This window comes from Rathayibacter sp. AY2B7, assembly GCF_002931635.1.
Classification (GTDB): Bacteria; Actinomycetota; Actinomycetes; order Actinomycetales; family Microbacteriaceae; genus Rathayibacter.
Map to the genome: position 1 here is coordinate 1 of NZ_PSUC01000009.1, position 19,440 is coordinate 19,440.

Sequence of the window (19,440 nt, forward strand, 5' to 3'; positions counted from 1 at the left end):
GCACCGACGCTGAGGCGAACGACCGGCTGCTCGACGTGCGGCGTCTGGTCGAGCAGATGAGCGTGACGGACCGGGCGATCTGGACGGCGTGCATCGAGGACGACCTCAGCTACAGCGATGCCGCGCGTTCCCTCGGCCTGTCCCACGGGACGGTCCGCAATCGCCTCTCGCGGGCACGGGTATCGGTGACGAGAGCCCTGACGGAACGGACAGAGGACCATGGACAGTCGTGACCTGAGCGATGAGCAGCTCGAGCGCATCAGCGCACGCCTCGCGCACCGCATCCGCCGCCGCCGACGTCTTCGCCAGGCCGCGGCGGTGACGCTCGCCGGCATCGCCGGCGCCGTCCTCAGCGCGGCAGTCCTCACGGCGGTGACGACCGAGCGCGGCACTCCGGTCGCAGCGCCCGTCACCTGCTGGGAACCGGACGGGCAGGGCGTTGCCCTGTCGGGCGAGATCCAGACACCCGCAGAACACTCCACTGCGTCGCTCGCCGCGGCGTGCGCTGCGCTCGCGGGCACCAACGGAGACGGAACGGACGCCGCCTTGTTCTCCCTCGCAGGAACCCAGGTGTGCCAGGAGGGCGGCCGGATCGAGATCTTCACGGGACTGACCACCAGATTCGACTGCACCAACCCGCCCGCGACGCGGACCGGAGTCGACCAGTGACCTTCCGACGCACGAAAACACTCGCCCTCACCATCCTCTGCCTCTCCGCGGCGCTCCTCGTCAGTGGATGCGCGACGAGCGCCAGCAGCCCCGGTTCCCCACCGACGACGCAGATACCCGGTGAGCTGCTCAGCGCCGAGGACGCGACCAGGTCCGTCTACGAGACCACCTCGGTCGTCGGTGACCAGGGATCGAGCGGATGGCTGCTCGATCACCCCGTCAGCCTTCGCATCATCGGCATCGACGGCCGGTCGAAGCTCAGCGTCGACGGGCCGTGCAACACGCTGACCTACGACCTCCAGTCCGCGGGTCTGCAGACGTCCGTGTGGGTCGTCAGCGGGGGCCCCGCGACGACCTACGTCGGCTGCCTCGCCGCCGCTGGCGAACGAGAGCAGTGGCTGATGGACGTCCTGGGCACCAAGGACGTCAGCCTCACCCAGACCTCCACGACGATGCGCATCCGCTCCGGTCCCGTCACCATCGACGCCACCGCCAGCACGACCCCCATCTCCACCGAGACGCCTGCCCAACCAACGGAGACGACGGAGGCCCTGACACCCACCGTCCCGACGGAGGGCCCACCGGGCACCCCCATCGCCACCGCCGCCTCTGAGGGGCCGATCATCGACGTCCAGCAGCTGACGAACCCGGCGCTCGACCTGGCTAACGGCACCGGAGTCCGTCTCTCGATGCTCAGCGCGGAGGAGAAGAAGCAGTATCCGATCTACGCGGTCAGAGCCGCGTACAAGGAGCTCGCCGCGTACGACCCCGCTCTCGCGGACCACTACTGGGTCGCAACGGACGAGCCGGTGTGGGCGCTGACCGTGCACGCGCCGGCGGAGAAAACGGACGTGCCCTACGGCTTCGACCTCCATCGGGTGGACGTCTTCACCGCCGTCTACGACGGAATCAGCGGCGAGCTCCTGACGTCACAGGGCGATGTCGACCTCGCGTCTCTCGGTGCGCCCGGCGAGCTGATCACTGCCGGATAGATCCGTAGTCACCGTGCCTGGAGCGGATCGTCCTACGGGCGTTCGAGTTCGGACAGTCGACGGTCGTAGTCGGCCAGCTCGTTCCGCATCTGCTCGATCGACCTCGGCGTGAAGCGCCTCACCTGCAAGTCGAGGATCGCGTCGGCCACCACGTCACTGACCTCGAACTCTGCGGCGACGGCTGCCCTCTCGTCGTCGCGACCTCCCGACACGTTCGCGCAGACCCGAAACAGCTTCTCGGGGTTCTCGACAGCTCTGATGAAGGCGTTGACGATCTCGGTCCGTGTCTCAAGGTTCTGACGTTCGTGGTCGTCGTCCATGCGGTCACCGTACCGGCCCGAAGCGACCTGCCTCCGGGCACTCATCGCATCACCTACTGACGTGAGCGAGCCATCCCGTATGGGGATCGTGCGCCGGACGGATTCGCTAGTGGTCCTCGCTCGCCTGTCCTTCTGTATCAGCGAGGAAGGTAGCGGCGAGTCGAACGACCTTCTGGCGGTATCGCTCGCCGGCTCCGATGCCTCGTCCGTCGAGCTCGTCATCGATGTCGACAAGCGGCTGCGCAGCTGACGGTCCGTCGTGGCCGATGCGGTCGTGCACCCAGGAGGAGAAGGAGCGAAGATCCCAGTCCCCGTCGAGGAGCCGACGGCAGGCGACGCGCAGCGCGAGAAGCGGGATCTCGTCACCGTCTCGATCCAGCGGCCGCGCTCCCGCTTCGATGAGTGCCACCGAGCTGAGGTCGAAGACGTCGGCGGGAGTGGCGCTGGAGTAAAGAGAGGCGAGTGCGATGAGGGACACGCCGTCTCTCCCCGCTGCGAGAAGGTTCGCCGCCAGAGCGATCACATCTCTGGGCTGGACCAGCCCGAAGAAGAGAGCGGCTGTCGCTTCGCGCAGGGTCGCGATCGAAGAGGCGTCACAGTCTTCTCCATCGACCCGAATCTGGCCTGCTCCGACCAGTCGATCGCTGCAGCCCTGCCCTGCCATTGCGGCAGCGGCATCAGCGCGACTCAACACATCGATCGGAACCGGTCGGTGACAAATCGGTCCGCTACTGAACCCATGCTCGAGCTCGTAGACGCACTCCGAGCACACGGGGCTGTCGATCGCGCCGGCGTCCGCGAGGTGCTCCACCCAGGGGTGCGAGCACTCACCACAGACCTCAGCGAGCAGAACCCGGAACCGGGCGCGGCGCGAACGGCGAGCATCAGCTCGCCGGCGCCACTGCGAGAGGCCGACCATCCCGTGAGCGTAGCGAGCGCGCCACCAAGCAATCGCGCGCATCGCCTCATCCGCATCGCCTCTGGCGTCCCGTTTGGGGATCGTTCACCGGTACACGCAGACGCGACACCGAGCGCCTGTCAATTCTCTCGGCCTCCTGCACAACTCATGGCGACGTCGCGGCACTCGTGCAGACGACCGTGGAGATTCAGATGCTTGAGGTCATCTGCACAACAGGCAGAGGGATGGCACTCGGGGCCTCCCGAGCGACGGCTGAGGACGATCAGGAATCGAGTGGTGGAGACCCCGCTCGGGCATGACGCTCGAGCGGGGTCGTGATCGACTGTGCCGCCTTTAGTTCTGTCCGCCGCTGACGAGGAGTTCACCGCCGCTGACCCAGCGTGCGAGCGGGCCGACGAAGAACTCGACCGCGTCGGCCACGTCATCGACCGAGCCCATCCTCGATCCGAGGGGGCTGGCGGTCTGCACCAGCGTGCGGAGCGGGTCATCGTCGGATGCGGCGGCGAAGTACCCGGCGCCGTCCGTCGCGCTGGCGATGATGGTGTTGACGGTCACGCCACGCCCCCCGACCTCCTGAGCGAGCACCCCGGTGAGGTACCCGCCGACCAGCTTGCTCGACGCGTAGAGCCCGAACCCTGCGGCGGGTCGCAGTACGGAACCTGATCCGATGTAGAGGATCGTTCCGCCCCGGTTCACCGTGCGTGCTGCCTGCTGGAGCGTGAAGAACGCACCCTTGGCGTTGACGCCGAACATCCGGTCGTACTCCGCTTCGGTGACGTCGACGATCGGTCCGCCGGTTTCATCGATACCGGCGTTCGCCACGACGACGTCGACACCTCCGAACTGCGCTAACGCTGAGGTGAACAGCGAGTCGACCTGCGTCGGATCCGACACGTCGGCCTGGACGGCCACGGCGTTGGAGCCGGCTGCCGTGATGGCGGCGACGGTGTCTGCTGCTCCTGCTGCGTCGCGTGAGTAGTTCACGACGACGCTGGCGCCGAGGAGGCCGAGTCGGAGTGCGATCGCTCGCCCGATCCCTCGGCTGGCCCCGGTGACGACCGCCACCTGGCTGCTGAGGTCCGTCCAAGAGGGTCCGCTACCGCGGGTCGAGCCGTTGTCGGTGGTTGTGTCGGTCATGTGCGTTCCCCCTGCCTCAGGCGCCGGCGCCGCCGTCGACGGGCACGATGGCGCCCGTCACGGCTGAGGCGCGGTCGCTCAGGAGGAAACCGGCGACCTCGGCGACTTCGAGGGCGGTCGCCATGCGGCCGATGGGGCTAGCTGCGTTGTTCGCGTCGATGATCCCCGGCGTCTTCTTCTCCCACTCGTCCATCATTTCCGTTGCGGTTCCACCTGGCGTGATCCCGTTGACGCGGATCCCTTCCCCGGCCCAGGTCACCGCCGCGGTCTCGGTGATGCTGTTCAGTGCTCGCTTCATCGCCCCGTACGCGGGCAGGGGCGGAACTGCGCGGCGACTGCCGATGCTGGAGGTGTTGACGATCGCACCTCCTCCGGACTTCCTCATGAGGGCTGCTTCGGCAAGCATCGCGACCCAGTGAGCACGGAAGTTCACCGCGAACTGCTCGTCGATGTCGTCGTCGGAAGTGGTGTCGAGGGGACCGACGTTCTGCTGGTTCACGCCGCCGTTGTTGAAGGCGCCGTCGAGGCGTCCGTGGAGCTCCTCGACGTGGTCCACGGCGGCGCGGATGCTCGCCCGGTCAGCGAGGTCCATGGCGACGGCATCAGCCGTGCCGCCCTGACCGCGGATCTCGTCGACGATCGAGCCGAGCGCTCTCGTGTTGCGGGCCGCCAGCACGACAGCGGCACCCTCGCCAGCGAAGAGGCGAGCCGCCGCGGCGCCGATGCCACGGCTGGCTCCGGTGATGAAGATGACTTTGCCGGTCAGCAGGCCGACCGGTGTGGATTCGTTGGTGTGCGTCATACGAACACCGTCGCCGCCCGCGGAATCCGCATCCAGGCACAAACGGTACGAGGATCCATCGCCGGCTCAGGCGCACACTGGGGAGCATGGACAAGGGTGAGCTTGCAGCGTTCCTCCGAAGTCGCCGCGAGCGTCTCCGGCCGGAGGACGTCGGATTACCGTCGGGACCACGCCGCAGAACACCGGGACTGCGCAGGGAGGAGATCGCCGTTCTCGCGCACATCTCCACCGAGTACTACGCCCGTCTCGAACAGGGCCGCGCTCCTCGACCCTCGGACGTCGTCCTCGGTGGTATCGCTGGTGCTCTCCGTCTCACGTCCGAGGAGTCCGACCACCTGCACCGGCTCGCCGGCACCGCTCCGACCCCGTCGGGCTTGCACCGTCGCGACGTTCGACCGAGCGTCCTCGCGCTCCTCGAACGACTCCCGCACACCGCCGGCATCGTCCTGTCCGCCACCTTCGAGGTGCTCGCGTGGAACGATCTCGCAGCAGCCCTCATGGAGGACTTCTCGTTGCTGCCGCCGCGCGACCGCAACCTCGCGAGGAAGACCTTCCTCGCCGCAGAGCAGCCACCGGAAGCGATCTACGGCATCTCGGACGAGATCGCGTTCCAGGAGGGCGTCGTCACGCAGCTCCGCAGCGCTCACGCCACGTACCCCTCTGACCCCGTCGTCGCGGAACTGATCGAGGACCTCCTTGCCGGCAGCGCCGAGTTCGCACGGCTCTGGAGACGGCACGACGTTCAGACGCCGCCACCGCTGCGGAAGACGTTCCGCCGCACACCGGTGGGGGCGATCACCGTCGACTGCGACTCCCTCGCCATCACCGAACGCGACCAGCACCTCGTGCTCTACACCGCACCGGCAGGCTCACGCGACGCCGAGAACCTCGCTCTGCTGGAGGTTCTCGGCGCCGAGCCGCTCACCGCCCGGCGTGACCTCTGAAGAACGAACCCGTCGCAAGTGCTGTTGACGTCGACGGCACGACCCGACGCAGAAGTGTGCGCGCGCGATGATCTCGATACGCGGTGGCGGCGCAGCAGGCGAGCGGGAGGTGAGATGCTTGTCGACCTCGAAAATTGACATCCACTCGAGAGATCTCGTACCCGTCTCGTCCAGCGGTCGGGCGTGCGTCGACGTTATCCCAGTCGTCCCGTAAGGGGATGGGTGAGCGGGACGCTTGCGAGCCGGGGAAGGCGACAGCGTCACACCGTCGTCGCCTCCCGGGCGAGCAGCTGCTGGATGACCGGTCCGACTGTGGCGACGATCCGGTGGAGATCCGCGGCGAGCAGGGCCGGCACGCCAACGACGCGGCGGCCGACGACGACGCCGATCAGCATCGAGGCGGCGAGGCCGGCGCGGAGCGTCGCGTCCTCGCCCCGGCCGGCCGTGCCGTGGGTGAGCCGGGACTGGATGAAGTCCCGCAGGGTCTCGCTCGCCTGCGCGTTCGTGACGGCGCCGCGGAGCATCGCCATCAGCGGCTCCGACTCCGCGTCGTCGCCCTCGAAGGCTTCGAGGTACGCGCGGACGACCCGCTCGCCGAGGTGCTCGTCGGCGCCATCGAAGGCGGTGTCGAAGCGGTGCAGCGCGGAGGCGGGGACCGCCATCACCGCGGCGAACAGCTCGTCCTTCGAGCCGAAGAACTGCATGACCTGGGACGGGTCGACTCCGGCATCCGTCGCGATACGGCGGATGGTCGTTCCGGCGTAGCCGTCGGCGGCGAAGCTCGCCCGAGCCGCCGTCAGCACGGCGCCCCTCGTGGTGGCGGAGCCGGGGCGTCGACCGGGGCGCGGCGATCGCTGGGTCTCGTTCATTCTCCGACGCTACCTCGCCGTGCTCATGTTCTCAACGCCTGTTGAGTTCGTGACCGATCGGACGTACGCTCGGCCCGACGCGAGCCCACGGAGGACTCACCGCACGATCGCCAGAACCTGGAGCACGCCATGACCGAGAAGATCTACACCGCCTCCCACCCGCTGCCCGCCGTGCGCAGCGGAGTGCTCACCGCGTTCGAGCCCGGTGCCCGCGTCCTGGAGGCAGGCTTCCGCCTCGCCCCGCCGTTCCGGGAGCTGCCGGTCGACGTCGTGCTCGAGAAGGACGTCGCTGTGACGCTGCGCGATGGAGTGACGATCCACGTCGACGTGTTCCGCCCGGTCGGCTCGGAGCCGGTCCCGGTGATCGTCGCGTGGAGCCCGTACGGGAAGGGTCAGGGCAGCTCGCCCAGCGTGATGGGAGTCTTCGGGCTGGTCGGCCTCGACAACGGCGTCGTCTCCGGGCTGGAGAAGTTCGAGGGCCCGGACCCGGCGTACTGGTGCGCCCGCGGCTATGCGATCTGCAACCCGGACGTGCGCGGCGTGGTCGACTCCGAGGGCGACAGCGTGCTCTGGGATCGCCAGGAGGGCCGCGACTGCCACGACCTGATCGAGTGGCTCGCCGAGCAGGAGTGGTGCACCGGCAAGGTCGGCATGTCCGGCACGTCCTACCTCGCGGTCTCGCAGTGGTTCACCGCGGCGGAGCAGCCGCCGCACCTGGCGGCGATCAACCCGTGGGAGGGCGTCAGCGACGTCTACCGCGACCTCGTCTTCCGCGGCGGCATGCCCGACACCGGCTTCGCGCGGCAGCTGCAGGACGGCAGCTTCTTCGGCAGGAACCGCAAGGAGGACGTCCTGGCCGAGGCGGAGGCGCACCCCCTCGTCGACGAGCTGTGGGAGCAGAAGATCCCCGCGTTCGAGAGGATCACCGTCCCCGCCTACGTCGTCGCCAGCTACTCCAACACCCTGCACACCGCCGGCACCTTCCGCGCCTGGCGCCGGATCGCGTCCGAGGAGAAGTGGCTGCGCATCCACAACACGCAGGAGTGGCCCGACTACTACGACGAGGCCAACGTCGAGGATCTGCGCCGCTTCTTCGACCACTACCTCCGCGGCGAGGACTCCGGCTGGGAGCACACGCCCCGGGTCCGCTACTCCCTCCTCGACCTCGAGGGCGGCGACCGCGTCGCCCTCGAGGCGGAGTCGTTCCCGCCCGCGGACGTCGTGCCGACGCGGTACTACCTCGACGGCGCAGCCCGCGTGCTGACGGCGACCGCGCCACCTGCTCCGGTCGAGGCCGCGTACACGGTCGACGCGAACCCCAGCGCCGTGTCGTTCCTGACCCGCTTCGACGAGGAGACGGTGCTCGTCGGCTACCCGAAGGCGCACCTGTTCGTCGAGGCGCGCGGTTCCGACGACCTCGACCTCTTCGTCCTCGTGCAGAAGCTCGACGCGCACGGCACCCCGCTGCAGGCGTTCACCGTGGCGAACCGCACCGCCCGGGCGCACGACCTCACCGACCACGGCGCCACGATCCTCCGCTACAAGGGCTCCGACGGACGCCTGCGCGTCTCGGCCCGCCACCTGGACCTGGCGCTCACGACCGACGACGTCCCCGCGCACGCCTTCGACCGCGTCGAGAAGCTCGCCGACGGCGAGATCGCCGAGGTCGAGATCGACCTGCTGCCGCTCGGCCTGCTCTTCCACCCGGGGGAGCAGCTGCGCTTCGTCATCAGCTCGCGCAACCTGATGGGCACCCTCATGCCCGGCATCCGCGAGTACGTCGGTGCGAACGCCGGGCAGCACATCGTCCACACCGGCGGCGAGCACGCCTCCTCCCTCCAGCTGCCCGTCCAGAGCCGCTGACCGTCCTCGAATCGAAGGAGCACCCCACATGACCGTCACTCTCGTCGATGTCCGCCTCGCCGCTCTCGACCCCTCGCTTCCCCGGGGAGCGGTGAACGTCGAGTTCGACGGCACGATCCGCGGCATCCGCCGCTCGGGCAGCGCGGTCGCGCTCGGCGACGTCATCGACGGGGCAGGCCGGTTCCTCGTGCCCGGGCTGATCGACACGCATGTCCACCTCGGCTCACGCGGCGCACTCGAGTCCGCTGCCCGCGCGGGCGTGACGACGATGATCGACCTCGGCACGCATCCCGACAGCCTCGTCGCCGAGCAGCGGATGCAGCGGGGTGCCCCGTCGCTGCGGAGTGCCGGCTCGGCCGCCTCAGCGCCGGGCAGCACTCAGATCGCGCTGATGGGGAACCCCGAGGAGAGCGCGGTCACCGGCGCGGCGGACGCCGAGCGGTTCCTCACCTGGCGGAGCGAGAACGGCTCCGACCTGATCAAGATCATCATCGAGGACCCAGACGCGACCGACGTCCCCGCCCTCGACGTCCCGACGATCACCGCTCTCGTCGAAGGCGCCCACCGCCGCGGCTGGACGACCGTGGCGCACGTCGTGACCGCGAACGCGTTCTCGCGCGGTCTCGACGCCGGCGTGGACGTCCTCACCCACGCGCCCCTGGATCGGCCGCTGCCGGAGGAGACCGCCGCGAAGATGCTCGCGCAGGGGACGATCGCGTCGCCGACCCTGGTGATGATGCAGGTCATGGCCCGCGCCCGCCTCGGCGACCGCGCCGACGCGGCGATCGGCAACGCCGTCGAGAGCGTGCGCCGGATGCACGCCGCGGGCGTCCGGATCGTCGCCGGTACCGACGCCAATGAGAGCCCGTTCGCCCCCGTCCCGCACGGCGCGTCCCTGCATACCGAGCTCGGCCTTCTCCGTCAGGCCGGTCTCTCCGCTGTCGACGCGGTCCGCGCCGCGACGAGTGGAGCCGCTTCCGCGCTCGGCCTCGCCGACCGGGGAGTCGTCGCCGTCGGCCGACGCGCGGACCTGCTCCTCGTCGACGGCGACCCCGTGAGCGACGTCTCCGTCCTGACCCGGCCGGTCGCCGTCTGGATCGCCGGACAGCCGGTCGCGTGACGACTCCACTCCGCTGCCACGGCACCGACCTTTCCGCCGCAGCCCTCATCCGCTGATCCTGAGCAGCGTCGAGTTCCGCTGATGGTGCGTCCCGAAAGGGGATCGTTCAGTGGGACTCCCGAGAGCACTGCATTCCCGCGTCGTGATGCAGGCCTGGGTTCTCTGACGTCGTGGGGACGGCGTCTCGGCTCAGGGCAGGAGGACGATCTTGCCGGTCGCACGACCGGAGCGGCCGAGTTCGTGTGCCTGCGCGACCTGGTCGAGAGAGAAGGTGTCCGCGATGATCACGCGGACCGCGCCGACCCCGGCCAGCTCGGCGAGGCGTGCGCGCTGGGATGAGCGGTACTCGGTGCCGGCGTCCTGACCGGGTCCGTAGCCGATGAGTGTCACGCCGGTTCCGATGCGGCGGTCGGATCCCGTGATGGAGGCGATGCGTGCGGGGTCGGCGATCAGCTCCAGCGACACGTCGAGTGCCTCGTCGGTGCCCGCGGTGTCGATCGCGGCATCGACTCCCTGCGGTGCCGCGGCCCGGACCCGGTCGGCCAGTCCGGGGCCGTACGCGACGGGCGTCGCTCCGAGCTCACGGAGCAGCTCGTGGTTGCGCTCCGCGGCGGTGGCGACGACCGTCGCGCCGAGGTGGCGGGCGAGCTGGACGGCGATGAGTCCGACGCCGCCGGAGCCGCCGTGGACGAGGACGGTGTCGCCGGCCCGGACACCGGTCGCGTGGACCGTGTGGGCTGCGGTGAGTCCGGCGAGCATGAGCCCGCCCGCCTCCGGCCAGGAGAGGCTCTCGGGTTTCGGGATCAGTGAGCTCGCGTGGACGACGACGCGATCGGCGTACGCGGCGGTCACGGGGTAGACGATGACCTCGTCCCCGACGGTGACGCCGTGGACGCCGGGTCCGACCGCTGCGACGACTCCGGCGGCGTCCATGCCGAGGCTCGGCATCACCTCCGACAGGCCGGCGGCGTCCTTCTCGTCGTCGTCGACCTCGTGGAAGGCTCCGCTGTAGAGCTTCCAGTCGAGTGGGTTCACTCCGGCGGCCCGCACCTCGACCACCACCTCGCCGGGGCCGGGGACGGGGGTGTCGATCTCGACGACGTCGAGGACGTCGGGACCGCCGAATGCTCGCGGGCGCACGATGCGTGCCATGGGGACCTCCTGGTCGGGGTGCTCGGCCGGATGCCGAGGAGAGGGGGAGCGGATCGCTCGTTCTCCATGGTGAAGCGCCTCGCGGTTCTCGTCGAGAGCAACATCGGCAAGAAACGGTTGCGCGCGGCACAATGACTACATGTCGACCGAGCAGCTCGATCTGAACCTCCTGCGGGTCTTCGACGCGCTCCTCTCCGCAGGCAGCGTCACCGGCGCGTCCGAACTCCTGCACCTGTCGGTCCCGGCGACGAGCCGAGCACTCGGGCGACTGCGGCTGTCGATGCGCGATCCGATCCTCGTGCGCGCGGGTCGGAGCATGGTGCCGACGCCTTTCGCCCAGCGCGCGGCCGGCCGGGTGCGCAGCCTTCTCGAGGACGCCGACCGGCTCCACTTCGAGAGCTCGGGAGACCCGGCTACCTGGAGCCGGACGTTCACGATCCGCATCAACGACGCTCTCACCCCAGTCCTCGCTCCTCGACTCACGCGACTCGTGAAGACGGAGGCGCCGAACATCCGGCTCCGCTTCCTGCCCCAGGACGCGAAGGACCCGGACCTGCTCCGGGCCGGCTCCCTCGACCTCGACGTGGGTGTCGCGGATCCCGGCCCGGCGGACGTCCGGACGTCGCTGTTGTTCACCGACACGTTCGTCGCGGTGGTCGCCGCCGCGTCCCGCCTGGGCGAGCAGGCACTGCTGACGGCCGAGGACCTCTGCTCCGTGCCCCACGTCTCCGCATCCCGCCGCGGGCTCGACCGCGGACCCCTCGACGACGCCCTCGACGGGGCCGGTCTCGCCCGGCGCGTGGTGGCGGTCGTGCCCAGCTACGCGGTCGGCGCACTGATGGCACTCGAGGACGACCTGCTCTGCCTCATCCCCTCGTGCCTGGCGGCTCATCTCGTCGAACGGGGAGTGCCCCTGCGCATCCATCGCGTCCCGTTCGGTCTCCCGACTGTGACTGTCGAGCAGCGGTGGCACCAGCGCGCGGACGCCGACCCTGCCTCGCGCTGGCTCCGGCGCACCCTCACCACGACGGCGGAAGCCGCACTTCCTGGCCTGCTCGCCAGCGATTCGGCCGGCAGGTCGTAGCGTCCCCGCTCTGCAACTCCGGGGGTGCTCGCCGTCGCCGAAGTGACTTCCTCTCCAGCCGCTCCTCACGCCGGGATAGGAACGGGAGGCCGTCCCGTATGGGGATCGTCCACCGGTACACGTGCGCGCAGTAGAACCGGCCGCGGGATTGTGAGCTTCAGCGTTCTGTGGCGGCGTTCTGATGCCGCTCCGTGTCGCGTCTAATCGAGGAGTTCCGTGCGGATGCGCGCGGCGACGGCCTCGCGGAGGGGGCGGACGTTCTCGGCGCTCCAGTCGGTCGGGTCGGGGAACTTCCACTCCAGGAACCGGCCGGTCGGAGTCGCAGGGAGGGTAAGGCCGGGCTTCATGGCGACGACGATGTCCGCGTTCTCGAGGTCCTCCACCGTGACGGAGCGGGGGGTGCGGTCGCTGATATCGAGGCCGAGCTCAGCGACGGTCGCAGCGATCGCGGGGTTCACCATTTCGGCCGGGGAGAGACCGGCGGAGGTGGCGGTGTAGCGGTCGCCGGCGAGGACTTCGAGCAGGCCTGCGCCGAGTTGGGAGCGGCCGGCGTTGTGCTGGCAGAGGAAGAGGACGGTGGGCTTCTCGGTCATGCGGGGATGCTGCTTCCGGTGGTGGTGCGGGTCCAGGTCTGGGTGGCGATCTGCACGGCGTCCCAGGGGGAGCCGAGCGGGGGTGTGTACGAGAGGTCGAGGTCGGAGACCTGCTCGACGGTGAGCCCGGCGAACAGGGCGGTCGCGTAGGTGTCGACGCGCTTCGCCGTCTCGGTGCCGAGGCGTCCGACGAGCTGCGCGCCGAGCAGACGTCCGTCGCGGGTGTCACCGGTGATGCGGATCGTGATCGGCTGCGCGCCCGGGTAGTAGCGCTTGTGATCGTCCGCCACCGCGGTCGTCGTCGCAGGCGCGTACCCGGCGGCGAGGGCCTCGTGCTCGCGGAGGCCGGTGCGGGAGGCGACGAGGTCGAAGACCTTCACGACCTGCGTGCCGACCGAGCCGGCGAACCGGGCATCGCCGCCGAGAGCGTTCTCGCCGGCCACCCGTCCCTGCTTGTGGGCCGTGGTGCCCAGCGGCAGGTAGGTGCTGCCGAGCAGACGGTGGTGCGTGGTCACTCCGTCGCCTGCCGCGAACACGTGCGGCAGGCCCGTGCGCATCGCCTCGTCGACGACGACCGCGCGGCCGGCGCCGAGAGACGCTCCGGCGCGGGCGAGCAGGTCGGTGTTCGGCTTCACGCCGACGACGAGAAGGACGACGTCGGCGGTGCGGATGAGGGGTGTGCCGTCGTGGTCGGCGTGCACGGCGAGCCCGGCGGCGGTCTTCTCGATCGAGGCGACGGTGGTCCGGGTGAGGACCTCGACGCCGTGCTGGTCGAGTTCTGTGTGCACGAGGGCGCCGAGTTCGGGGTCGAGGGTGGAGAGCACTTCCGGGCCGCGCTGCAGCTGAACGACGCGCAGGCCTCGGACGGTGAGGGCTTCGGCCATCTCGAGGCCGACGTAGCCGGCGCCGACGATGATCGCCGTCTGCGGGTCGCGACTGTCGAGGAAGCGCTCGAGCGCGAAGGTGTCGCCCATCGAGTGCAGTATGTGCACTCCGTCCTCCGGACCCAGTTCGTCCACTCCGGCGATACCCGCGGAGGACGCGAGAGCGCCGGTGCCGACGATCAGCTCGTCGTACCCGATCCGGTCGAGCGTGCCGCCGGGGGTGCGGACGGTGAGCCGCTGCCCGGCGACGTCGATGTCCGTCGCGAAGGTGTCCAGGCGCAGGGTCATGCCGGTGGCTTCGAGGTCGGCGTGGGTGCGGTGCGCGAGGGACTGCCAGGGCTGTACCTCGCGGGAGAAGTAGTACGGGATCCCGCAGATGGAGAAGTTCGGGTAGGAGTCGGCGACGACGACGGTCACGTCGACGGACGGGTCGAGCTCGCGGGCGCGCAGCGCGGCGGAGATCCCCGCGTCGCTGCCGCCGATGGCGACGAGATGCATCAGAAGGCCTTTCGGATCAGACGTGCGAAGAGGTCGAGGTGGCGGCGGGGACAACGAGGTCGCCGGCGGTCCGGGCGGCGCCCGGGAAGAGGAACACGGCGATGCCGACGCCGATCGCGGCACCGACGAACTGCGCGGCGATGAACGGCAGGACGGAGGTGGGGGCGATGCCGGCGAAGGTGTCGGTGAAGACACGGCCGAGAGTCACCGCGGGGTTCGCGAACGAGGTCGAGGACGTGAACCAGTACGCCGCACCGATGTACGCGCCGACCGCGGCCGCAGCGAGCGGGCCGCGGTTCGTGCGGGCGAGGGGAAGGATCACGAGAACCAGGCCCGCGGTGGCGACGACCTCCCCGAGCAGGTGCCCGGCGGTGACCCGCTCGGTCGTCGCGATCGAGGTCGGGACCTCGAACATCGCGTTCGCGAGGACCGCGCCTCCGATGCCGCCGAGCAGCTGCGCGCCGACGAACACCGCCAGCTCCCGCCCCGACAGGCCGGTCCGGTCGCGGCGGCCGAGGAGCGCGTCGATGGCGGAGACGAGCGGGTTGAAGTGCGCCCCCGACACCGGCCCGAGTGTCAGGATCAGCACCGCGAGGCCCAGCGCGGTCGCGAGGGAGTTCTCCAGCAGTTGCACGCCGACATCGTTCGGGGAGAGCGACTGGGCGGCGATGCCGGAGCCGACGACGATCGCCGCGAGCAGACCGGTGCCGAGGAACTCGGCCACGGCCCGACGAGCGAGCGGAGGAGGGGAAGTGGTGTCCATGTCGTCGGCCATCTTGACCGCTTACGATCACTCAGTCAAGATTGAGTCAATGAACACCGAGCGAACCGAATTGGAAGCGCGCGCCGCCCGGCACGCAGCCCTCAGCGACCCCGCGCGGCTGCGGATCACGGACCTCCTTACCCTTGGAGACTTGGCGCCGCGGGAGCTGCAGGACCGACTAGGGATGCCCTCGAACCTCGTCGCGCACCACCTCGCCGTCCTCGAGCGCGAGGGCATGATCCTCCGTCGCCGTTCGGAGGCGGACCGGCGCCGCAGCTACGTGCACTTGATCCCCGGCGCGTTCGATCAGCTCGGGCCCTCGACCACCGCCGCGGCGCGGCGGGTGCTGTTCGTGTGTACCGCGAACTCCGCCCGCTCCCAGCTCGCCGCGCAGCTCTGGGCGCAGCGCAGCTCGATCCCCGTGGCGTCCGCCGGCACGCACCCCGCCGCGGCGATCGCGGCTGGCGCCATCACGACTGCCGAGCGGCACGGCCTGACGCTGACAGGGAATGCTCCGCAGCAGTTCGCGGACGTGGCCGCCGACACCGACCTCGTGATCACTGTCTGCGACGCCGCGCACGAGGAACTCGGCTCGGAGGCGCTGCACTGGTCGATCCCCGACCCGGTACCTGCCGGCACGGACGCCGCGTTCGATGCCGCCTACGACGAGCTCGCCGCGCGCGTCGACGCTCTCGCAGCGAGGGTCACGGCCGCCTGATCAGACGCGGGTGAGCATCCCCGCGAGGGAGTCGAGCGCACCGGGGACGAGGGAGAAGTACGCCCACGTGCCGCGCTTCTCGCGGGCCAGGATCCCGGCGTCCACGAGGATCTTCAAGTGGTGCGACACCGTGGGCTGACTCAGCCCGACCGGCTCCGTGAAGTCGCACACGCACACCTCGCCCGAGCTGCTCGAAGCCACGATCGACACCAGGCGAAGCCTCGCCGGATCCGCCATCGCCTTCAACGCCCGTGCCAGCAGCTCCGCGCCCTCCGCGCTCAGCGGCTCGCGCGCGAGCGGCGCACAGCACGCGGCCGCCGCCGCGGTGAGAGTCAGCTCGCTCGTCGCCATGACTTCACCCTCCCACACATTGACAGTCATCGATATAGCGAGGCAGACTCGGTCCATCGATGACCGTCGATGTTGAGGAGTGCACCTGATGACCATGCTGCTGACCGTCCCGCCCCGCACCGACGAGCGCCGCCTCACCGGCCTGCCCGCCGCCGTGATCGGCGCCGGCCCTGTCGGTCTCGCCGCCGCCGCGCAGCTGCTCGAGCGAGGCCTCGACGTCGTGGTCTACGAGGCTGGTGAAAGCGCCGGAGCCGCGGTGCAGCAGTGGGGCCACACCCGCCTGTTCTCCCCGTGGGAGTACCTGGTCGACGCGGCCGCCGGGCGCCTGCTCGACGCCGCCGGCTGGGAGGCGCCCGCGGCAAAGAAACTGCCCACCGGGCACGAGTTCGTCCGCGACTACCTCGCGCCCCTCGCCGCGACCCCGCAGCTCGACTCCGTCATCCGATACCGCTCCCGCGTGCTGGCTGTGACCCGCGAGGGCATGGACCGCACTCGCTCTACCGGACGCGCGGGTACCCCGTTCCTGCTGCGTCTGGACACTGTGGAGGGCGCCGTCGACGTCACCGCCCGCGCAGTCATCGACACCTCGGGCACCTACTCCACGCCCAACGCCCTCGCCTCGGCCGGCCTCGACCCGATCGGCGCCGCCGACGTCGCCGAGCATCTCAGTCACGCGCTGCCCGATGTGCTCGGCGCCGACCGTGCCAGGTTCGCCGGGAAGAGCGTCCTCGTCGTCGGCGCCGGCCACTCCGCTGCGAACACCCTGATCAAGCTCGCCCGACTCGCCCGCGAGGAGCCGGAGACGAGGATCACCTGGGCGATCCGCGGCACCAGCCCGCTGCGCGTCTTCGGCTCGGGCGACGACGAATTGGAGGAGCGCGGCAAGCTCGGCGGTACCGTCCACCAGCTCGTCCGCGACGGCGCGATCACCCTCCTGGACCGCTTCGAGATCGACCGCCTCGAGAAGACCACCACCGGCCGGGTCGCCGTCCTCGGGCGCCGCCGGAAGGAGCGCGAGAGCGTCGAGGCGGATGTCGTCGTGCAGGCGACCGGGTTCCGGCCCGACCTCGACATGCTGCGCGAGATCCGCGTCTCCCTGGACGAGATCGTGGAAGCGCCCCGCGCGCTCGCGACGCTGATCGATCCGAACCTGCACTCCTGCGGCACCGTCGACCCGCACGGCGTCGCGGAACTCGCCCACCCCGAACCGAACTTCTTCATCGCCGGCATGAAGTCCTACGGCCGCGCCCCGACCTTCCTCCTGGTCACCGGTTACGAGCAGGTCCGCTCTATCGCGGACGAGCTCGCGGGCGATCACGCCGCGGCCCGGCGGGTGCAGCTCGTGCTCCCCGAGACCGGCGTCTGCTCGACTGACATCGGATCCGCCGGAGGAAGCTGCTGCTCGTGATGGCGGTCCGGGCGATGCTCCCCGAGGACTGGGCGGCGGTCGAGGCGATCTACCGAGAGGGCATCGCGACCGGGCACGCCACCTTCGAGGCCGAACCGCCGACGTGGGAGATGTTCGATGCGGGGAAGCTCGACGTCGGGCGCCTGGTCGCCGTCGACGGCGACCGTGTCCTCGGGTGGGCGGCGCTCTCGCCCGTGTCGAGCCGGCCCGTCTACCGCGGAGTGGTCGAGCACTCCGTCTACGTCGCCGCCGCAGCCCGCGGCCGCGGCGCCGGCGCGGCACTCCTGCGGGCTCTCATCGAGACCGCGGACGCTGCTGGTCTCTGGACGATCCAGTCGAGCATCTTCCCCGAGAACACCGCCAGCCTCGCCCTCCACGACCGCGCCGGCTTCCGCCGCGTCGGCACCCGCGACCGGATCGCGCTGATGACTTACGGACCAGCCGCCGGTACCTGGCGTGACACGATCCTCATCGAACGTCGACGCCCGTCCTGACCGTCGCGGTAGGGGATCGTTCACCGGTACACGCAGACGCGACACCGAGCGCCGCGAAAACCTGTGAGTCTTGGCGTTCGGTGGCGGCGTTTTGATGCCGTTCCGTGTCGTGTGCTTTCAGCGGGTGAGCGTGGTTGCGTGGGGGTTTCGTGGTGAAAGGTGAGCTAGTGGGAGGGTGCGTGCTGGTCGTCGTCGTGTGGGCGTAGAGCTATCCAGAGACCGCAGAGGCGGCACACGTACGCGGTGCCTCCGTGCAGGGCATGGACGTGTTTCCTGTTGCGGAGCTTGCCGCAGCAGGAGCAGACGACGCGGGTGTCAACGGTCATGGGAGCTGATCGTGTCGGCGGTCCTTGCCCTCCGGCAGAGGTGGTTTGCGTATGCGAACGCTGGGGCGTGGGTCGCGTCGCGGAGCATCGATGGGCATTGTCCGATCATCCTCCCGGCGGGTTCTCTCCGCTCGGGTCTGGTGCGGAACGGAAACGGCTAGAGCATGGAGCCGAGGTCGGAACCGAGGGAGGGGTAGGTGGCGGTCATCGATTTGAGCTGTCGGGTGGTCAGGCCGAGCTTGATCGCGAGACTGAGGATGTTGATCAGTTCGGCGTAGCCGGGACCGAGGAGGTGCGCGCCGAGGATCGTGTCGGTGTTCTTGTCGATGATGATCTTCGTCGCGGCGGTCGTCTCACCGACGCGGTAGGTGGAGTACCAGCCCCTGGTGTCGAGGTGTCGCACGGTGATGTCTGCGCCGCTGTCTCTCGCGTCGCGTTCGAGCGCGCCGACGCGGTTGAGTTCGGGGATGGTGAACACGGTGGTGGGCACGGCCGTGTAGTCGGGGGTCGTGGTGGTGCCCTTGAGCATGTTGGAGGCTGCGACCTTGCCCTCGAACACGGCGACCGGGGTCAGGGGTCTTCCTGGCGTGTCGGCGCAGTCGCCGGCCGCGTAGACCGCGGGATTGGTGGTGCTCTGGAGGTGTCCGGTGACCGTGACTCCGCGCGGGGTGAAGGCGATGTTCGCGGCGTCCAGGTTCAGGCCATCGAGGTTCGCCACTCGTCCGGCGCCGTGCACCACGAGGTCGGCGCCGATCACGAACATCTCACCGTCGCGCTCGAGCGCGACGTCGAGACCCGCTGCGGTGGGAGTGACGCTGCGGATGGTGGTGGCGAGCTGCACGGAGATGCCGGTGCTCCTGGTGCGCTCCACGAGCAGGTCGACGAGGTCCGGGTCGAATTCCTTCAACGGGTGCTCGCCGTGATCGATGATCACGCAGCTCGTTCCGGCGCGGGCAGCGATGTGAGCGAACTCGAACGAGATGAACCCGCCACCCACGAACACGATCCGCTCCGGGAGCCGATCGAGGTCGAGGAAGTCGCTGCTGTCAATCAGGTGCTCCTGCCCCGGAAACGTCAGTGACCGCGGTCGGGCGCCGGAGGCGATGAGGAACCTCTTCGCCTGGTGTCGCGTCCCGTTGACGTCGATCTGGTTCGGGCCCGTGAACCGGGCGCTGCCGTGGAAGGTCGCGACCCCGTTCCCGACGAGCTCGTCCTCCATCCCCTGAGGCACACCATCGGTGAATCCTCGCTTGTGGGCCATCAGTGCAGGCCAGTCGATCGACACCGTGCCCTCGGTGATGCCCTTGCCGTGCATCAGATGGGCGGCGTCGATGACTTCCGCTCCGCGCCGGAGGATCTTCTTCGGATCGCAGCCGCGCAGCGCGCACGTGCCTCCATACGGCAGGGCGTCCACGATGCCCACGCGCCAGCCCTGAGCGGCGCATTTGTTCGCGGCCGTCGTGCCGGCCATCCCGGCACCGATGACGAACAGGTCGAACTCCTCGCTCATCAAGTTCTCCTTCTCTACGACAGC

The 19,440-nt window shown here is 69.8% G+C and carries 21 protein-coding genes; 10 read left to right on the top strand and 11 right to left on the bottom strand.

The window, feature by feature from the left end:
• The 3 genes from C5C27_RS03135 to C5C27_RS03145 all read left to right on the top strand — a co-directional run.
• The coding region (locus tag C5C27_RS03135) for an RNA polymerase sigma factor (RefSeq protein WP_181133430.1) at positions 1–233 on the top strand (233 nt) is incomplete at its 5' end.
• A complete protein-coding gene (locus C5C27_RS03140; protein ID WP_104313584.1) occupies positions 220–669 on the top strand; it encodes a hypothetical protein in 450 nt (149 codons plus the stop codon). The genes C5C27_RS03135 and C5C27_RS03140, both read left to right, overlap by 14 nt.
• A complete protein-coding gene (locus tag C5C27_RS03145) occupies positions 666–1,661 on the top strand; it encodes a hypothetical protein (RefSeq protein ID WP_104313585.1) in 996 nt (331 codons plus the stop codon). The genes C5C27_RS03140 and C5C27_RS03145 overlap by 4 nt, the downstream gene beginning before the upstream one ends.
• A gap of 32 nt (positions 1,662–1,693) precedes the next feature.
• On the opposite strand, the gene C5C27_RS17865 is transcribed toward C5C27_RS03145, so the two are convergent.
• The 4 genes from C5C27_RS17865 to C5C27_RS03165 form a co-directional block, all read right to left on the bottom strand.
• Complete coding sequence (locus C5C27_RS17865; protein ID WP_181133431.1) at positions 1,694–1,981, bottom strand: DNA gyrase subunit A; 288 nt, start codon at positions 1,979–1,981, stop codon at positions 1,694–1,696.
• A 106-nt stretch (positions 1,982–2,087) separates the two neighbouring features.
• Positions 2,088–2,900, bottom strand: a complete 813-nt coding sequence (locus C5C27_RS03155) for a hypothetical protein (protein ID WP_146079595.1) — start codon at positions 2,898–2,900, stop codon at positions 2,088–2,090.
• A 333-nt stretch (positions 2,901–3,233) separates the two neighbouring features.
• Positions 3,234–4,037: an SDR family oxidoreductase gene (locus C5C27_RS03160; protein ID WP_104313587.1), complete on the bottom strand. Its 804-nt coding sequence runs from the start codon at positions 4,035–4,037 to the stop codon at positions 3,234–3,236.
• 16 nt (positions 4,038–4,053) lie between these two features.
• Positions 4,054–4,881, bottom strand: coding sequence for an SDR family NAD(P)-dependent oxidoreductase (locus C5C27_RS03165; protein ID WP_258066485.1), 828 nt, complete (start codon positions 4,879–4,881; stop codon positions 4,054–4,056).
• A gap of 44 nt (positions 4,882–4,925) precedes the next feature.
• On the opposite strand from C5C27_RS03165, the gene C5C27_RS03170 reads away from it, so the two are divergent.
• Entirely contained in the window at positions 4,926–5,783 is an 858-nt protein-coding gene (locus C5C27_RS03170; protein ID WP_104238908.1) for a helix-turn-helix transcriptional regulator, read from the top strand.
• A 260-nt stretch (positions 5,784–6,043) separates the two neighbouring features.
• On the opposite strand, the gene C5C27_RS03175 is transcribed toward C5C27_RS03170, so the two are convergent.
• Positions 6,044–6,652 carry a TetR/AcrR family transcriptional regulator gene (locus tag C5C27_RS03175; protein ID WP_104313589.1) on the bottom strand — a complete coding sequence of 203 codons (609 nt, stop codon included), beginning with the start codon at positions 6,650–6,652 and terminating at the stop codon, positions 6,044–6,046.
• Between the two features lie 129 nt (positions 6,653–6,781).
• Between C5C27_RS03175 and C5C27_RS03180 the strand changes: the two genes are divergently transcribed.
• Both C5C27_RS03180 and C5C27_RS03185 read left to right on the top strand, forming a co-directional pair.
• Positions 6,782–8,515 (top strand): CocE/NonD family hydrolase, encoded by a 1,734-nt coding sequence (locus C5C27_RS03180; RefSeq protein WP_104313590.1) that lies wholly within the window; start codon positions 6,782–6,784, stop codon positions 8,513–8,515.
• 28 nt (positions 8,516–8,543) lie between these two features.
• Entirely contained in the window at positions 8,544–9,635 is a 1,092-nt protein-coding gene (locus C5C27_RS03185) for an amidohydrolase family protein (protein ID WP_104313591.1), read from the top strand.
• A gap of 189 nt (positions 9,636–9,824) precedes the next feature.
• Here C5C27_RS03185 and C5C27_RS03190 read toward each other — a convergent pair whose 3' ends face one another.
• Positions 9,825–10,787, bottom strand: coding sequence for an NADP-dependent oxidoreductase (locus C5C27_RS03190; RefSeq protein WP_104313592.1), 963 nt, complete (start codon positions 10,785–10,787; stop codon positions 9,825–9,827).
• A gap of 139 nt (positions 10,788–10,926) precedes the next feature.
• On the opposite strand from C5C27_RS03190, the gene C5C27_RS03195 reads away from it, so the two are divergent.
• Entirely contained in the window at positions 10,927–11,871 is a 945-nt protein-coding gene (locus tag C5C27_RS03195) for a LysR family transcriptional regulator (protein WP_104313593.1), read from the top strand.
• A gap of 200 nt (positions 11,872–12,071) precedes the next feature.
• Here C5C27_RS03195 and C5C27_RS03200 read toward each other — a convergent pair whose 3' ends face one another.
• From C5C27_RS03200 to C5C27_RS03210, 3 genes are read right to left on the bottom strand one after another with little or no spacing between them, the layout of a single operon-like run.
• Entirely contained in the window at positions 12,072–12,464 is a 393-nt protein-coding gene (locus C5C27_RS03200; RefSeq protein WP_104313594.1) for a low molecular weight phosphatase family protein, read from the bottom strand.
• Positions 12,461–13,846, bottom strand: coding sequence for an FAD-dependent oxidoreductase (locus tag C5C27_RS03205; RefSeq protein ID WP_104313595.1), 1,386 nt, complete (start codon positions 13,844–13,846; stop codon positions 12,461–12,463). The genes C5C27_RS03200 and C5C27_RS03205 overlap by 4 nt, the downstream gene beginning before the upstream one ends.
• A gap of 16 nt (positions 13,847–13,862) precedes the next feature.
• Complete coding sequence (locus C5C27_RS03210) at positions 13,863–14,609, bottom strand: MIP/aquaporin family protein (RefSeq protein ID WP_181133432.1); 747 nt, start codon at positions 14,607–14,609, stop codon at positions 13,863–13,865.
• Between the two features lie 49 nt (positions 14,610–14,658).
• Between C5C27_RS03210 and C5C27_RS03215 the strand changes: the two genes are divergently transcribed.
• Positions 14,659–15,327, top strand: coding sequence for a helix-turn-helix domain-containing protein (locus tag C5C27_RS03215; RefSeq protein ID WP_104313630.1), 669 nt, complete (start codon positions 14,659–14,661; stop codon positions 15,325–15,327).
• Here the strand turns inward: C5C27_RS03215 and C5C27_RS03220 are convergent, their stop codons facing one another.
• Positions 15,328–15,678 (bottom strand): helix-turn-helix transcriptional regulator, encoded by a 351-nt coding sequence (locus C5C27_RS03220; RefSeq protein WP_104238450.1) that lies wholly within the window; start codon positions 15,676–15,678, stop codon positions 15,328–15,330.
• A gap of 88 nt (positions 15,679–15,766) precedes the next feature.
• Here C5C27_RS03220 and C5C27_RS03225 point away from each other — a divergent pair, with 88 nt between their 5' ends.
• A complete protein-coding gene (locus C5C27_RS03225) occupies positions 15,767–17,086 on the top strand; it encodes an NAD(P)-binding domain-containing protein (protein ID WP_104313597.1) in 1,320 nt (439 codons plus the stop codon).
• Positions 17,086–17,580 carry a GNAT family N-acetyltransferase gene (locus C5C27_RS03230; RefSeq protein ID WP_254071684.1) on the top strand — a complete coding sequence of 165 codons (495 nt, stop codon included), beginning with the start codon at positions 17,086–17,088 and terminating at the stop codon, positions 17,578–17,580. The genes C5C27_RS03225 and C5C27_RS03230 overlap by 1 nt, the downstream gene beginning before the upstream one ends.
• 483 nt (positions 17,581–18,063) lie before the next feature.
• Here C5C27_RS03230 and C5C27_RS03235 read toward each other — a convergent pair whose 3' ends face one another.
• Positions 18,064–19,416, bottom strand: a complete 1,353-nt coding sequence (locus C5C27_RS03235) for an NAD(P)/FAD-dependent oxidoreductase (RefSeq protein ID WP_104313599.1) — start codon at positions 19,414–19,416, stop codon at positions 18,064–18,066.
• Between the last annotated feature and the right edge of the window lie 24 nt (positions 19,417–19,440).